The 14,965-nt window shown below is 26.3% G+C and carries 18 protein-coding genes; 6 read left to right on the top strand and 12 right to left on the bottom strand.

Annotation, left to right across the window (positions count from 1 at the left end):
• The first annotated feature begins 164 nt into the window (after window positions 1-164).
• Both KGF46_RS08930 and KGF46_RS08925 read left to right on the top strand, forming a co-directional pair.
• Window positions 165-908 carry a phosphatase gene (locus KGF46_RS08930; RefSeq protein WP_227827734.1) on the top strand — a complete coding sequence of 248 codons (744 nt, stop codon included), beginning with the start codon at window positions 165-167 and terminating at the stop codon, window positions 906-908.
• 75 nt (window positions 909-983) lie between these two features.
• Window positions 984-1,283, top strand: coding sequence for a hypothetical protein (locus KGF46_RS08925; RefSeq protein WP_227827735.1), 300 nt, complete (start codon window positions 984-986; stop codon window positions 1,281-1,283).
• A gap of 524 nt (window positions 1,284-1,807) precedes the next feature.
• Here the strand turns inward: KGF46_RS08925 and KGF46_RS08920 are convergent.
• Both KGF46_RS08920 and KGF46_RS08915 read right to left on the bottom strand, forming a co-directional pair.
• Entirely contained in the window at window positions 1,808-2,026 is a 219-nt protein-coding gene (locus tag KGF46_RS08920; RefSeq protein WP_227827736.1) for a hypothetical protein, read from the bottom strand.
• A 21-nt stretch (window positions 2,027-2,047) separates the two neighbouring features.
• On the bottom strand, window positions 2,048-2,167 hold the full coding sequence (locus KGF46_RS08915; RefSeq protein ID WP_227827737.1) for a helix-turn-helix transcriptional regulator: 120 nt from the start codon (window positions 2,165-2,167) through the stop codon (window positions 2,048-2,050).
• A gap of 213 nt (window positions 2,168-2,380) precedes the next feature.
• Between KGF46_RS08915 and KGF46_RS08910 the strand changes: the two genes are divergently transcribed.
• Both KGF46_RS08910 and KGF46_RS08905 read left to right on the top strand, forming a co-directional pair.
• Window positions 2,381-2,692, top strand: a complete 312-nt coding sequence (locus KGF46_RS08910; RefSeq protein ID WP_227827738.1) for a DUF6442 family protein — start codon at window positions 2,381-2,383, stop codon at window positions 2,690-2,692.
• A gap of 4 nt (window positions 2,693-2,696) precedes the next feature.
• Window positions 2,697-2,906, top strand: coding sequence for a helix-turn-helix transcriptional regulator (locus KGF46_RS08905; protein ID WP_227827739.1), 210 nt, complete (start codon window positions 2,697-2,699; stop codon window positions 2,904-2,906).
• 408 nt (window positions 2,907-3,314) lie between these two features.
• On the opposite strand, the gene KGF46_RS08900 is transcribed toward KGF46_RS08905, so the two are convergent.
• Complete coding sequence (locus tag KGF46_RS08900) at window positions 3,315-3,521, bottom strand: hypothetical protein (RefSeq protein ID WP_227827740.1); 207 nt, start codon at window positions 3,519-3,521, stop codon at window positions 3,315-3,317.
• A gap of 413 nt (window positions 3,522-3,934) precedes the next feature.
• Complete coding sequence (locus KGF46_RS08895) at window positions 3,935-4,330, bottom strand: pyridoxamine 5'-phosphate oxidase family protein (RefSeq protein WP_227827741.1); 396 nt, start codon at window positions 4,328-4,330, stop codon at window positions 3,935-3,937.
• Between the two features lie 141 nt (window positions 4,331-4,471).
• On the opposite strand from KGF46_RS08895, the gene KGF46_RS08890 reads away from it, so the two are divergent.
• A complete protein-coding gene (locus KGF46_RS08890; RefSeq protein ID WP_227827742.1) occupies window positions 4,472-4,864 on the top strand; it encodes a winged helix-turn-helix transcriptional regulator in 393 nt (130 codons plus the stop codon).
• Between the two features lie 96 nt (window positions 4,865-4,960).
• Here the strand turns inward: KGF46_RS08890 and KGF46_RS08885 are convergent, their stop codons facing one another.
• Entirely contained in the window at window positions 4,961-5,929 is a 969-nt protein-coding gene (locus KGF46_RS08885) for an aldo/keto reductase (RefSeq protein ID WP_227827743.1), read from the bottom strand.
• 286 nt (window positions 5,930-6,215) lie between these two features.
• Between KGF46_RS08885 and KGF46_RS08880 the strand changes: the two genes are divergently transcribed.
• Window positions 6,216-6,824: a TetR/AcrR family transcriptional regulator gene (locus KGF46_RS08880; protein ID WP_227854679.1), complete on the top strand. Its 609-nt coding sequence runs from the start codon at window positions 6,216-6,218 to the stop codon at window positions 6,822-6,824.
• A 128-nt stretch (window positions 6,825-6,952) separates the two neighbouring features.
• Here the strand turns inward: KGF46_RS08880 and KGF46_RS08875 are convergent, their stop codons facing one another.
• The 7 genes from KGF46_RS08875 to KGF46_RS08845 all read right to left on the bottom strand — a co-directional run bounded on the left by KGF46_RS08875 (window position 6,953) and on the right by KGF46_RS08845 (window position 14,965).
• On the bottom strand, window positions 6,953-7,369 hold the full coding sequence (locus KGF46_RS08875; protein ID WP_227827745.1) for a DUF3788 domain-containing protein: 417 nt from the start codon (window positions 7,367-7,369) through the stop codon (window positions 6,953-6,955).
• 17 nt (window positions 7,370-7,386) lie between these two features.
• The gene (locus KGF46_RS08870) at window positions 7,387-8,295 is read right to left on the bottom strand and encodes an AraC family transcriptional regulator (protein ID WP_227827746.1); all 909 of its coding nucleotides are present in this window, start codon (window positions 8,293-8,295) and stop codon (window positions 7,387-7,389) included.
• Window positions 8,296-8,476: 181 nt separating this feature from the next.
• On the bottom strand, window positions 8,477-9,499 hold the full coding sequence (gene splB / locus KGF46_RS08865) for a spore photoproduct lyase (RefSeq protein ID WP_227827747.1): 1,023 nt from the start codon (window positions 9,497-9,499) through the stop codon (window positions 8,477-8,479).
• Between the two features lie 198 nt (window positions 9,500-9,697).
• Window positions 9,698-10,828, bottom strand: a complete 1,131-nt coding sequence (locus KGF46_RS08860; RefSeq protein WP_227827748.1) for an iron-containing alcohol dehydrogenase — start codon at window positions 10,826-10,828, stop codon at window positions 9,698-9,700.
• A 307-nt stretch (window positions 10,829-11,135) separates the two neighbouring features.
• Entirely contained in the window at window positions 11,136-13,076 is a 1,941-nt protein-coding gene (htpG, locus tag KGF46_RS08855) for a molecular chaperone HtpG (RefSeq protein WP_227850269.1), read from the bottom strand.
• 112 nt (window positions 13,077-13,188) lie between these two features.
• On the bottom strand, window positions 13,189-14,559 hold the full coding sequence (locus KGF46_RS20350) for a tetratricopeptide repeat protein (RefSeq protein WP_227861940.1): 1,371 nt from the start codon (window positions 14,557-14,559) through the stop codon (window positions 13,189-13,191).
• A gap of 31 nt (window positions 14,560-14,590) precedes the next feature.
• Entirely contained in the window at window positions 14,591-14,965 is a 375-nt protein-coding gene (locus tag KGF46_RS08845; RefSeq protein WP_227827751.1) for a FliM/FliN family flagellar motor switch protein, read from the bottom strand.

Below are 14,965 nucleotides of genomic sequence, written 5' to 3'. Positions count from 1 at the left end.
GTTAACCTCCCATATAAGCAGTAATACTGTTAAATATTTATTATTAAGCTTAATTCTACAATATTTTAATATTTTTGTCTAATTGTGTAACTATTGATTTTATTTCCTATTCGTTTTATAATATAAATTACGTTACCCTCATCTTTTATAGAGGAGGAATTTATATGAATTTTTTATCAGATTTACACACCCACTCTATAGTCAGTGGTCATGGCTATAGTACTTTGTTAGAAAATATTAATTATTGTAAAGAAAATGGAATTAAGATACTAGGTACATCTGAACATGGTCCTAAGATGCCTGGTTCTCCCCACAAATGGTACTTTCACAACATTCAAAATATCCCAAGAATCATAAATAACATTATAATCTTAAGAGGATGTGAAGCAAATATACTAGACACTGAAGGAAACATAGATCTAGACCCTTTTGTCATTCCTCGATTAGATTATCTTATCTTGTCATTTCACGAAGCCGTTTTTTCACCAAATACATTAGAGAATAATACTAAAGCCTTAATAAATGCAATAAATAAGCATGATAATATTGAAATATTAGGCCACCTTGGAAACCCAAACTACCCAATCGACTATGAATTAATCATTAAATTAGCCATGGAAAAGAATATCTTAATAGAAATAAATAATTGTTCTATCAAAGGCGTGTCAAGAAATGGTAGCTCGGATAATTGTAAGTATATTGCTACACTTTGCAAAAAATATGGTGCTAAAATCATACTAACTTCAGATGCTCACATTTGTTTTGATATAGGTAACTATGAGTATTCTGAGAATATCTTAAAAGAAATTAATTTTCCAGATGAATTAATAATGAATTATCCTAAAAAACTTATTAATCATTTTCACCAAAAAGGTAAATTACTAGATGTTGATTATACAAATATTTGAGTAATAATACATGCTTGCTTTAACTCTTATAAAAATCTTAATACTATTTATATTATATGAAATGAGGATATTATAATGAAGAGGCTATTTAATAAACTAATAAATGAGGATATTTCTAATAAAATATATATTATTGGTATTGACGGTTTAGGAGGGTCAGGTAAAAGTACACTTGCTAATTCACTAAAATTACAATTGCAAAATTTGAATTATCCTTCTTACATCTTACACATTTATTATTTTATACATCCTAAGTTTATTAGGTATAATAATTCTAAAGAAGAGTGGGATTGTTATTACAATATCCAATGGAGATATGATTATTTACTAAATGAAATTTTAGTTCCTATAAAAAATGGAGATAAAATATTATAAAGAAAATGATAGATATATAGGTAATTTAGAAGATATAAAATGTAAATAGAAAAATAGGTACTTCCCCGCTGAAGAAAAATATACCTTGGAATATTATCCTATTGAAAATGCCAATCTCATATTAACTACAAATAGACTATAATTTACGTATTTGTCTACTTTTTATGTATTTACAAAAAAGGTACTATATTATCAATGTTTTAGTATAGTACCTTAAGTGAATATTTATAGTGTAAATTAAAATTCTTCATCTATATCACAAGTAATTATTTACTATTACAAATCTATTGTATAGACTTTACTCTAAATTAATTTGAATTCTTTTATTCTCTTTATAAGTTCTTTAAATCTTGGATTATCTTTTATAGCATCAAATGATTCATTTCCCTCAAATAAAAGATTAATATTATATTTCATATACTCATTTGTTTAATAACTTTTTCCATATCTCTATCTGATATTTCAATATCTTCATTAGATAAGATTAAATCATAATTTATTAGTCCCACTACTATTTTACCTCACTATTGATACATTAGAATGCGCAATTCATAATTAATATTCTTTGATAGTTTTTTAGAGAATCTTACATTTTTAAATTTAGATTCAAGTACATTACTTTGCTGTTGGTGCTCATACTGAAATTCATCATATTGATTTCTTAACCATATGTACTTCTTATAAAGTTCTTCTACTTGTTTGTTTAATTTCATTATTGGTTTAGCAAGCAGGTATGCATACATTGTTTTTTATCTTTAACTAGGTTATACTCCTAATTCCCATTTACTAATAGTTTGCCTAGATACATTTAGTCTTTCAGCCAACAATTCTTGATAATAATTATATTTCTTTCTTAGTTTTATAATCTTGTCTCCTAAATTCATATATTAAACTCCTTTCAAGTTAAAAATAATTGTATTTCAATTATAAAGTATTAAACTCAGCTGTTCTATAAAGCGGAGTTTGAAATATATTTTAAAGAGATAAATCTGGTGAATTTATGCCAAGTTTTATTGTCAAATCTATTGACAAGTAAACTTGGTATGATATAATGAAAATACCAAGTAAACTTGTCATACAAATAGGAGGTGTCTTATATGAATAAAGAAGAAATTTTAAGTAAAAGTCGTCAATCTAATAAAGATGAAGGATTAGAGTATATTGAAAATAAGGGTATAAAAGTAGGATATTCAATTTTCATATGTGTATTCTGCTTTATTGTAATATTTAACGCCTTTATTGGACAAAAAAGTGATGCAGTATCTGCTTTATTTTGGACATTCGGATTTGCTGAAAATATAGCAAAATACCAATTTACACATGAGAAAAAGAATTTAGTTTTTGCTTTTGGTTTCTTAATTCTGACAATCTTCTCATTGACTAATTTTATTTTATCATCATTGAGGTAAGCATATGAATGAAGAATTGATATTAAAAAATCGCTTAAAAATAGCAAGAACAGAGAAAAAATTATCCCAAAGCCAACTGGCAGAAATGGTTGGAGTATCAAGAAATACAATTAGTTCAATAGAAACAGGTCAGTTTAATCCAACAGCAAAGTTAGCACTTATTTTATGTATTGCTCTAGATAAAAAATTTGAAGATTTATTTTACTTTGAGTAAATCTTCATGTAATCATAAAATATTAGAGAATGTATAGAACTCTATATTTTATTTATATAACTTAAAATAAAAAGATTTCAATAAATAAAACAAACTATTCTTTAATTACACTTAATATTGCATCCAGTGTTTATATATTTATTATTTAAATGTTAAAAGTGAAAACCTTAGAGGATTTTTGCATTATATAAAATCAAAATAAATAGCCAAATTGAAATATATAACATACTTAGAACGATAGTAATAGAAATTATAACTTTTTTAATAGTTACAATTTTATACCTTATGGTATAAAACTAAAAAAGCATCAACTAAAAATAAAGTAAGTCTTATTATAAGACTTACTTTATTTTTAGTTATATATGATAGTCAATACAAACTATCTTATTCTATGTAATTATTAACACCTTAATCAATTTTATTAAAAATAACCGTCTTCTCTTTTAAAGAAATTTTTCCAACTTGATATCCATATTCATTTAATTCTTTTTTATATTTCAAAAAAGAATGATCTATCTCTATTCCAGCAATATTTTTTATTTCTTCAAAAGTTAATTTAAATGGTGAAGTACCATTTTTCTCAACATATTCCCACAAAGAACTATATTTACTCACTTTATATCACTCCTTTTAAAATTATATCTTATCTATTAATTTATATTCTATCACTATTAATTTATAAAGTCATGCTACTTATTATTTATATACAAAAATATATAAATAATAAGTAGTAATTTTTTATAATCATAATATTTTCTTCATATTAAATAAAAATTACTTGCAATCATTTACAGTTAAAATATTTTTAAAAGGAATTACACTCCATCATAAAATAAACTTTAATTATTCTTATTTTTGTTATGAAATTATTCAAAACAATATGTAATTGTTGGAATATAAATCTAATAACTAAAAATTTTTACACATTTACTGCTTAAAAATCTTTTTATTGTCTTTAGGTTTAAATTTCTAATATCTTAGTAGTAACGTTTTCTTAACTTTCGTCATAAATGTTGATTCAGCTATAATTAAAGTTCTATATCAACTTTTTTACCACTCATTGAACAGCAACTAATTTTTGCATTATCAATAGAGAACATTTCAAATTTGCCATCTCCTACAGAGTACATTTTACTTAGGCTTGGCATTATTTCAAGTGCTTTAGCTTGTGTTTCTTTTGATGTAACAAATACTGCTTCACCTAAAATACGTAAGGTATTAAATTTTTGGTCGATACAGCAAATTTCAACCTTTGGATTAAAAATAAGTTGCTTAAACATATTTTTTTGGTTAGATGTACAAAATGTCAGTTTTCCATCGTACTCCATAACGAATCCAAGAGGACGTACATGTGCTTGATTACTTTCATCAGTTGTTGCTAAATAATAAACTCCTGCTTTGTTTAAAAAATCTAATGCTTTCATAATTATTACACCCCTTTTAAATAGTTGTATTAAGGATTATCCTTTGATATAATTTTAATATAAAATAAGAAAAAAACAAGTATGCAGTTTTTTCTGATAAAGTATAAAAAAGATACTATTGCAATTGAGGAGTGAATTAAAATGAGTTTAGATAATAAAAATAATATAACTGAAAATGATGAAGAATTAACTTGTCCAATACGTTATGCATTAGATATTGTTGGTGGAAAATGGAAATTACCTATTATATGTATGTTAGCAGTTGATAATCCAATTAGGTATAGTAGTATAAAAAGAAAACTAGATGGAATTACAAATACTATGCTAGCTCAATCATTAAAAGATTTAGAGTCTGATGGTATTGTTCATCGCAAACAATACAATGAAATTCCTCCAAAAGTTGAATATACATTAACGGATAAGGGTAAAAGTATCGTACCTATTTTGCGACAATTTGCTAATTGGGGTGCTATCAATATGCAGGAAAAAAACACATGTGGACTTAACTGTAGGGAATGCAGAAAAATAACTTAAATTGATATTTGTTGAATAACTTATACTATAGTTTGTTTATTAGATTATTTAATGGAATGTAAAAAGCCACTCTTTTAAAGGGTGGCTTATGAGAACTTATTTAACTACTTTACCATTCTTAAATTTCATGTTAGGAAAACTTGCACCTAAAATTTCATTCTCATTTATAGCATTTTCTATTCTTCTAATATCTTCATCACTTAGTTTAATATTTTTGGCTTTTAAGGAATCCCTTAGCGTCACTCTTCTTGATGCCCCAACTAAAGTTATGATATCATCTCCTTTTGATAATACCCATGCAAGAGCTATTTGTGGAATAGTAGCTTTTTTTTCATTTGCTATTTCTCTTAGATTTTCTACGAGTCCAAGGTTTTTGTCTATATTTTCATCAAAAAACAAAGGTATCATAGAGTTATATCTTTGACCATTAGCTTTTGACCAAACTCCACTTAAAAGTCCATGAGCAAGAGCACCAAAAGCAACAACCCCTATCTCTAATTCTCTAGCAGTTGGTAATATATTTTTTTCTATTTCTCTATTGAAAAGAGAATATTCAGCTTCTATAAGGCTTATCGGATGAACTTTATTAGCTCTTCTTAAAGTTTCAGCATCAACTTGAGTGATACCTATATACTTTATATACCCTTCTTTTACTAGGTCAGAAATAGCTCCAATAGTTTCCTCTACAGGTATAGCTAAATCTATTCTAGCTGGTTGATAAAGGTCTATGTAATCTAAATTTAATCTCTTAAGAGTTTGAGCTACATGACTTTTTATGTTAAAAGGATTAACATCAAGACCATACATTTGACCATTAGGTGCAACAAGAGCTCCAGTTTTTACAGATACAAAAGCATCATCTCTTTTTCTGCCTTTAAGAGCTTCACCTATTATCATTTCACTTTGCCCTGCACCATAAAAGTCAGCTGTATTTAACATATTTATACCACTATCTAAAGCTTCATGAATTGTAGCTATATTTTCAGATTTATTATCAAGCTTTATCATTCCTCCACAACCTAGTCCAAGTTTATAAAGTTCCAAATTATTATTTTTATATTTCATTTTATAACCTCCCAATATTAAATTTAATGTACTTTTAAAGTAATACAAGATTAATCAAAACATAGGATAATATAAAATACTTTTTCCTCTTCATCAACTTTTATGTAAATAATATCTTAGTCTTTATAGATTTTAGATTTATAATATAAAACCAAAATCTTTAATTTATCTATCCCAGAATGACTTAAATATTTTTTAGTACATTTGTACTATATTTGACATTGTAGTACTAATGTACTAAAATGTCAAATAAAAGTTATTATAAATTTTTATTGGAGGATTCAATATGGCAAAACAAACAAAAGTGGATATTTTAATTAAAGCTCGTGATTTATTTAATGAATATGGCTATAATAATGTATCTATGAGAAATGTTGCTGATGCTTTAGGAATGAGTGTTGGGAACTTAACATATTATTTTAAAAAAAAGGAAGATTTAATTGAGGAAGTAGTTGCATACAAACATAAAAATTATAATAAAATAGATATCCCTGAGTCATTACAGGATTTAAATGAGCTATTTTTAAATTCATTGAGTATTCAAAATGAAAATGCATATTATTTTAAGCACTATGACCAACTATCTCAAATAAGCCCTAAAATATATAAATTTCAACTTGACTTCATAAAAGAACTTAAAGAATTCTTGAAAGAAAGTTTTCTTAATTTACAAAATTCTAATTTAATTCAAGAATGTACAATTCCTAATCAGATAGAAAATATTATTGAATGTATTTTAACAATACTTATATATAAACCAGTTGGCACTAAAGAACTTGATGAACATGATAGTATAAAAAACACTCTAAACTGTTTATGGAGCATTATTTTTATGTTTCTTACTGATAAAGGAAAAAGTATATATTTAAACTCTATCTCAAATCAATTTCAATAATAATTGATAAACATAAGTTATATAATATCATTAAAAATTGAAATACAAAAGCTTCTCAAATTCATACAAGCTATTAAAAGTTAATATATAAAAACAGGATGAGTATATAAGTCACCCTGTTTTATATATTAAACTCTAAATTTAATAAGCTCAAGTGTGTCATTTAATGTCGACATACTATCTATTTGAATCATTAACCACTTACTTCCATTAAAAAATTTTATCTCATTGTACAATTGTTTTATATAATCACAACAAGTATTAATAAATAAGTCAACTTCTACTCTATTACTTTCATTTACAATGACTAAAGCTTTGAAAGAACCTTCTTGAGGATATAAAGTACATAATGACTTTCCTCTTTTTTTGTATTTTACATTCCAACCTCTTTGCATTGAACATTTACTATACTCAAGTTTTGGTTCCACATTATATGTTGAACTTAATACACTATTTAACTTGTCCCATAATGGGCTATTAATAAATTCTTTAATTTGTTCAAGTGTTGGTTTATTATCTTGGAAAAATGTATCTTGCCAATCCATATTTACCACCCTTTCCCCTATTTAATAGGAACTGGAACAATCCAATGTTCCAGATATGCTACTTCAGATGTAGATGGATAATACATTTCAATTGCAAAATCAGTTGTTGTTAGATTATGTTTCTTCATCCATCTCTCCATAAACTTGTCAGCTTTAAAAACAGCTGAGTCAACTAACTCATCAAAATTTTCTGCTTCAAACCCACATACTAAATACTCTCTAGCAGGTAACTCAAAAGAACTATATCCTTCTACTGATGTACCTGGCTCTACCTCTACTCCTGCCATATAAATACAATTTCCTTCTTTTGCATTACCCATATAAAGAGCACCAAAATCATTTCCACCTGGAATTTGATTTGGTATATTATGTTTTTGGCTACCAAATTTCATCCATAATTCCTTTGCTATTGCAATACCTGTTGTTTCGCCACCCATTAGTTGGCAAATAGGTATTTCTCCTTCAAGACCAACAAAAGTTCTTGGTTTACTTAATTTTTTACGATTTACTTCAATTACTATACCATCTGTAATCAATGGTACACCTTCATCCACCATGACATAATTTAAAATTAACTCTGGCTTAACAAATTGATTGAGTTTTACTGGATTTTCTCTATATTTTTCTGGAGTTAATCCATATGCTTTTTTAAAGGAACGTGTAAATGTTTCATGGCTATCAAATCCAAAATTTAAAGCTACATCAAGTATACGATTCTTATGTTCTGCTAAGTATTCAGAAGCTTTTGCAAGACGACGAAGTTTTATATACTCCATTACAGTCTTATTTACTAATCTTTTAAATAGTCTTTGATAGTAAAATGGTGATAAATTTGCTTTATTTGCTAATTCATTGATTGATATTTCTTCTGATAAGTTTGCTTCTATTAAATCTAATGTAATTTGAATAGATTCCCATGCATGCATATCATAACTCCTCCTGATATTTTTATTAATCCTATATTTTTATATTATCAAAACTTAAAAAAATAGTCTTGATAGACAGTGCCTTTTTTATTTTCTCATATGACAGTACTAAATCCTATCACTTTATTATAAACATAGAATATATAAAAATAAAATATAGCAAATCTTTAGATAAGATTTGCTATATTATATATTTTATTAAGCTATTTTTAAATACTTCATTGATTTCCTTATGAAAGAACTCTTTCATATCATCTAATTGCTCTTTAGTATATACATATTTTCCATATCCAAATTGACCATATTTAAACTTTCTATTATCATTTTCCATTGGCAATAATGTGTCTGGATAAATTTCTAATATTCTATTCTTTGCTTTAGTTGTATATCTATGTGATATAACTTCAAATATAATTTTTCTATCAAAATCTTTTGGAAGAGCTTCTTTTATGCTTCTAATCAGACTTCTATATTCCTCTTTCCAACCTTCATATAAAAATACAGGAGCTATTATAAATCCAATCTGATATCCAGCTTTTGCAAGTTTTACGGCTGATTCTATTCTTTTATTTGCAGAAGCCGTATAATGTTCATGCCCATCTATAATTCTAGGTGTATTTATACTAAATCTTATCTCTGTATGATTATTATGCTCAGCATCCAACAAGCTATCTATATCACTGTATTTAGTAACAAATCTAAATCTTCCCTTTTCTTCTTTTCCAAAAAACTCTATTGTCTTTTTCAGTGAATTAGTATATGGTTCTACTGGAACAGGGTCTGATGTAGCTGCTCCTTCAAATATAGTTACCTGTGGTTTTCTATCTTCAATATATTTCTTTGTTTGTTCAAGTATTTCATCTAGATTTACAAACACTCTTATAAATGGCTTATCACCTAACTGTGTATTTAGATAACAATATTCACATCTTCCCATACATCCACTGACAAGTGGCAATTGATAGTTAGCAGAAGGTTTACATGTTTGAAACTTTAGACTTTTTCTAATCCCAACTACCATAGTTTGTTTTCCACTCCTATATTGTTCATATAGATTTTCACCTGGAATATGTTCCTTAATCCTATTTGATGATATATTAATTATTTCTACATCTTTTTTATCCTTAAATTTATCGTATATGTTTTTCCCAATATTTGTATCTAGGGTGCCTTTTTCAAATATTATTCTTTTAGGATTAAACATTTATTTCACCTCTACTTAAAGTTTTTAAAATGAAGATTTTTATAAAATATTACTTAGTTAATCTTCCCTTTTTTAAGTTCCTTTATTTATCAGAAAGTAAAATAAACATTTGAGATAAATTTATTTTTTTGCATTAACTAATTATAAGTTTATTTACTTATAACAACCAACACAACCAATTTTTATCTAAAATTTAATCTATAAAGATTTATAGTATATTTCTCTTATTTGTTCCTTATTAAAAGTCTTTGGATGTCTCTTAATATTTGCAGCAGATATTTTCATACAATTATCAGTTAACCAATCAATATCTGATTTTACAATACCTAGGTCACTTAGTTTTATATCTAAATCTATCTTTTTAAGGAAATTTTTGATTGCATCTGAACAGTCTTCTGCACAAGTTCCGCCCAATATTTTTGATATATTTTCAAACCTTTCAATATCACTATCCCATGAACTTTCTATAATAGTTGGAGTTAAAGCTGCAAGTCCTTTTCCATGCATTACATCTCTAAGACCACTTACAGGGTGCTCCATGCCATGTTGAAGAGTTGTTCCAGCTGTACCAATTGTCATCCCACCAATAGTACTTGCAAGTGTTATTCTCTCCCAAGCTTCTAAATCATCAGAATTATTGTATACATTTACTAAGCTTTCTGATATAAGTTCAATCCCATAGATAGCTTGTACATCTGCAAGAGGATTTCTTCCATTCGAAAGATATGCTTCTATGTTGTGAGCAAGTGCATCAAATCCAACTGATGCAATTATATGTTTTGGCATTGTTACCATAAGCTCTGGGTCAATTATTGAGGCTTTTGCATACATGCTATTCTTTTTTATAGATTTTTTATCTTTAGTATCTGAATTTGTAAGCACTGCAAAACAATTCCCTTCACTACCTGTGCCTGATGTTGTTGGGACTAAAACTATAGGTAGGGCTTCTTCACCTTGTTTAATTCCAAATATGTAATCATTCAAATCTCCTGGATTTTTATAAGAAAAAGCTATACTTTTAGCTGCATCCATTATACTTCCACCACCAAGGCCTAAAACACAATCACAACCAGTTTCTTTTATAGCTTCTACTCCTGCATATATAGTAGTTATAAGAGGATTTTGCTCTACTCTATCAAAAACTTCATATTCTACTTTAGCACCTTTTAGCAAATCTATTGTCTTATCAAGTAACCCTGTTTTTTTTGTACTGTTTTTCCCAGTTACAATTAATACTTTTTTACCATATTTGGATACTTCTATACCTACATCATTAATTCTCCCTCTTCCAAATAAAATATTTACTGGCAAATTATAATTAAAATTCATGCTAAAACCTCCTATTTTTCTACTTTAGTAATAACTTTATTTTTTAATAAAAGTGTAATTATGTATTGAAACATAATTTATAAAATAATCTTTTACTTAATTATATGTATTATCTTCTTTCATATCAAGTTAACTCTATTTAATCAAATATATTTCTTGTTAAAGTACAGTTAACTGTTTAAAACTTAACTAAAAATTATAAAAACAAAAAAGAGTTACCTAAAGATAATTTCAATCATCTTAAGATAACTCTTCTCATTGTTCTATTTTACAAATTTTTAAAACTTTATTTTTCTATATTTTAAGTCTATAGTTCTATTAACATATTCATAAGTTTATTACTTCTTTGTACAAATGAATCTAATTCTCCTGGCTTTAATTCTTTATTAGAAAGTAAAGCTAAATCAGCTATTTGATTACATATAAGTGCTACTTTATCTTTCTTTTCTTCATCATCTTTAAGAGAAACTAATTTTTTGATAATCGGGCTGTTTTCATTTATTACAAGAGTCTTTTCTTCCTCAAAACTCATTCCTAAATCCATTCCAGCAAATCTTGACTGTATTTCTGCCATTCTAATAGATTGTTCAGATACTAAAATCATAGCTGGAGTTTCTTCGTTTTTTAATCCTTCTACAGAATAATTTTTTACTCTTTCTCCAACAGCTTCTTTAAATAATCCTTCTATCTTGGCTATCTCTTCTTTATTTTCTTCACTATCTTTATTTTCATTTTTGTCTTTTAATACATCAGAAAGGTCTGCATCTATCCTGTTAAATTTAACACCATTTTCTTTGTATTCCATAAATGAAATAAAATGAGTGTCTATTGATGAATTTAATACCACAGCATTTAGGTCATATTCCTTAAATAGTTTAATATATTGTGATTGTTGCTCTTTATCACTTACATAGAATACTTTATTTTCATGTTTTTCTTTACATTTTTCTAAGTAATCTTGAAGTGTTATATACTCGTCATCAATAGTTTTAAATAATATACATTCTTTCACCTTTTCATAGAAGCTCTCATCTTTTAAACAACCATATTTAATAAATATTTGTATATCATCCCAGAACTTGTTATATTCTTCCCTTTGATTTTTACAAAGAGATTTTAACTTATCTGCTACTTTTTTAATTATATGTTTAGAAATTTTACTTACATCTCTATCATTTTGTAAAAAGCTTCTTGATACATTTAGTGGTAAATCTGGGCAGTCTATTACACCTTTTAATAAAAGTAAAAACTCTGGTATAACTTCTTTTATGTTGTCAGCTACAAAGACCTGATTGTTATATAATTTTACTTTTCCTTCTGTCAATTCAAATTCATTTTTTAATTTAGGGAAATAAAGTATACCCTTTAAATTGAAAGGATAATCAACATTTAGATGTATCCAAAATAAAGGTTCATCAAATACATTGAATACTTTTCTATAAAACTCTTTATACTCATCATCAGTACAATCCTTTGGAGATTTAAGCCATAAAGGATTAGTATCATTCAAGGGTTCAATTACCTTTGAATCTATAACTTCTTCTTCTTTTCCATCTTCTTTTTGCTTTTTAGCTTTTTCTTCAGCTTCCTTAGCTTCTCTTTCTAATCTTTCAACATCTTCTAAATATATCTCTACTGGTAGGAAAGAACAGTATTTGTTTATTACTCCTCTTACAGTAAATTCATCTAAAAATTCCTTACTATCATCATCAATAAATAGTGTTATAGTAGTTCCTCTGTCATGTCTACTATCTGATTCAGATATTTCATATTCTGTACCACCTTCAGATATCCATCTTACAGGAGTTGCTCCTTCCACATATGAAAGTGTATCTATTTGTACTTTTTTAGACACCATAAATGCAGAATAAAACCCTAACCCAAAATGACCTATTATGTCATTTGACTCTTCCATTTTATCCTTATATTTATTAAAGAAATCTTCTGCACCTGAAAAGGCAACTTGGTTTATGTATTTTTTTATTTCTTCCTCAGTCATACCTATTCCATTATCAATAAATTTAAGTGTACCCTCACCCTTGTTTACAGATACAGTAATTTTATACTCTGATGGATTATTTTCTGATATTTCTCCTAATGATACAAGTCTTTTGTATTTACTTACTGCATCACATGCATTACTGATAAGCTCTCTTATAAATATGTCCTTATCAGAATATAACCATTTTTTAATTATAGGAAAAATATTTTCTGTATGAATTGAAATACTTCCTTTTTCAAACTCCATTTTTATCCCTCCTCATTTTATAATTATTATTTTAAATTTTTTAAAATAGTATGTCAATATATTATAAATAAATTATTTTAAAATGAAATAGTTTATTTTTCTTATTTATTTTTTATTCTTCTTTTAAAATTTCCTTTACCTTTGAGTTATTATACATACTATTAGGAACCTTATTAACTAGTTTTTTTAATGTCAATTTAGAATTTTTTAAATCACCTTTATTATAATACATCATACCTAAATTATAATATGATTCATCAAAATAGGCATCTTCTTCTGAGTAATTTTCTACATACATTTTATAATATTCTTCAGCAGTATTATAGTCTTTTAATTTTTCACTAAGAGTAGCTACTTGATAAGTTGCTTCTGATGTGTTCCCTTTATTTCCACCAGTATCTACTACCTTTTTATATAACTGTATAGAAGACTTTGTTTTCTTTTCCTTCTTTAAATTATTCGCTTTAGACATCAATTCATCTTCTGTAAATAAATCAGTATTTTTATCATTTTCATTATCTACAGTACTTTTTTCAGAGTTTACATCTTCTTTATCATCACTTCTATCATTATTATTTGAATTAGAAGTGTTATCCTTATTTTCTTTATCATTTAAGCTAGAATTTAGTTTTTCTTCATTTTTAACACTAGTATTTTCAGACATCTGCTTTTTTAAATTATTCATCTTATAAGAACTATATATATTTTGTCCTATTAATAATATACCTAATATTATTGCTAAATGTAGATATTTATTTTTTTTAATACTTTTTTTCTTATTAGAAGTTAAATTTTTCTGTTTTTCAGTTCTATTATCTTTCTTAACTACATCTTTAGTTTCATCAAATTTAGAGTGTTTAATATTTCTATGTAAAAATTCACTCTCATCAATATCTACATCTGCATTACTTTTGATTTGTTTATTATATGTATCTAATATATTATTCTCTTGGTTTAATAAATGATTTTCTTTATCAATCCTTTTTAACACTTCTAAACATTCATCAAATTTTATGTACTCTTCTTCTTTATCATAAATCAAAGCAAGCAACTCATAAGGCTCTATTAAATCGCTGTATTGTTCAGTTATAAATTTAAAACCTTGTATAGCTTCTTTGTACATTCCTTTGTTTATGAATCTTATAAGCTGATTATATTTTTCAAAGAAAATTAAAAACTCCTCAGATGTAAGCATATTTATATACTTTTCACACAGAGCAGTTTTTTCACAAATGGAACTCTTATAGAAACTTTCTACAGCCTCATCAAAATTACATTTTAGTAGGTTTATAAGACCTATAAGATTTAAAATATCTACATCATTTGGTCTTAAATCTCTTGCTTCTTTTAAAAATTTTAATCCACTTGATATACAATTATTATTTATATTATCAATAGATTCATTATATAGAGCACATGAGTCTTTTTTATTGAGTTTTAATATATCTTTCTTTACATCATTTAAGTTTAAAATAAATACCACCTCATGCCATAAGTATTAATTGATTTTGTTTCTAAACAAGAGATTTTACCATGTCCTCTTCACTTACTATACTTGTTACTTTTACACCAAAGTTTAAGTCTACCACTACCACTTTTCCATAAGCCAGTACTTTATTGTCTATTAGTATTTCTACATCTTGGTCTGCTAAAGTATCAAGTTCAATAAGAGAACCTTTATTTAAATTTAAAATATCTCTCAAACTCATCTTAGTTCTTCCTATAACTACAGATAACTCTAACTTAAGGTCAAGTATTCTCTCTATATTATTTCTATTAGTTTCAGAAATTTCTAAAGCTAATTCATCATCTCCACCAATTTCTTTTTCACTTTTATCATTCAATAACATTTTTGCTTCTTCATCTGAAATAAGATTGCTATTATCCAT

It is taken from the genome of Clostridioides sp. ZZV14-6153 (genome assembly GCF_020657855.1).
GTDB lineage: Bacteria > Bacillota > Clostridia > Peptostreptococcales > Peptostreptococcaceae > Clostridioides.
The sequence above is the reverse complement of the archived record's forward strand: the minus strand, read 5'-3'. Positions and strand labels throughout refer to the sequence as shown.

Bases quoted from the DNA above. Each gene is read 5' to 3' on its own strand.
- KGF46_RS08870 (WP_227827746.1), bottom strand. From the start codon at position 8,295: ATGCATGCATGGGAATCTATTCAAATTACATTAGATTTAATAGAAGCA.
- KGF46_RS08880 (WP_227854679.1), top strand. From the start codon at position 6,216: ATGGCAAAACAAACAAAAGTGGATATTTTAATTAAAGCTCGTGATTTA.
- splB (WP_227827747.1), bottom strand. From the start codon at position 9,499: ATGTTTAATCCTAAAAGAATAATATTTGAAAAAGGCACCCTAGATACA.
- KGF46_RS08875 (WP_227827745.1), bottom strand. From the start codon at position 7,369: ATGGATTGGCAAGATACATTTTTCCAAGATAATAAACCAACACTTGAA.
- KGF46_RS08910 (WP_227827738.1), top strand. From the start codon at position 2,381: ATGAATAAAGAAGAAATTTTAAGTAAAAGTCGTCAATCTAATAAAGAT.
- KGF46_RS08860 (WP_227827748.1), bottom strand. From the start codon at position 10,828: ATGAATTTTAATTATAATTTGCCAGTAAATATTTTATTTGGAAGAGGG.
- KGF46_RS08925 (WP_227827735.1), top strand. From the start codon at position 984: ATGAAGAGGCTATTTAATAAACTAATAAATGAGGATATTTCTAATAAA.
- htpG (WP_227850269.1), bottom strand. From the start codon at position 13,076: ATGGAGTTTGAAAAAGGAAGTATTTCAATTCATACAGAAAATATTTTT.
- KGF46_RS08845 (WP_227827751.1), bottom strand. From the start codon at position 14,965: ATGGATAATAGCAATCTTATTTCAGATGAAGAAGCAAAAATGTTATTG.
- KGF46_RS08915 (WP_227827737.1), bottom strand. From the start codon at position 2,167: ATGAATTTAGGAGACAAGATTATAAAACTAAGAAAGAAATATAATTAT.
- KGF46_RS08905 (WP_227827739.1), top strand. From the start codon at position 2,697: ATGAATGAAGAATTGATATTAAAAAATCGCTTAAAAATAGCAAGAACA.
- KGF46_RS08885 (WP_227827743.1), bottom strand. From the start codon at position 5,929: ATGAAATATAAAAATAATAATTTGGAACTTTATAAACTTGGACTAGGT.
- KGF46_RS08930 (WP_227827734.1), top strand. From the start codon at position 165: ATGAATTTTTTATCAGATTTACACACCCACTCTATAGTCAGTGGTCAT.
- KGF46_RS08895 (WP_227827741.1), bottom strand. From the start codon at position 4,330: ATGAAAGCATTAGATTTTTTAAACAAAGCAGGAGTTTATTATTTAGCA.
- KGF46_RS08920 (WP_227827736.1), bottom strand. From the start codon at position 2,026: ATGTATGCATACCTGCTTGCTAAACCAATAATGAAATTAAACAAACAA.
- KGF46_RS08890 (WP_227827742.1), top strand. From the start codon at position 4,472: ATGAGTTTAGATAATAAAAATAATATAACTGAAAATGATGAAGAATTA.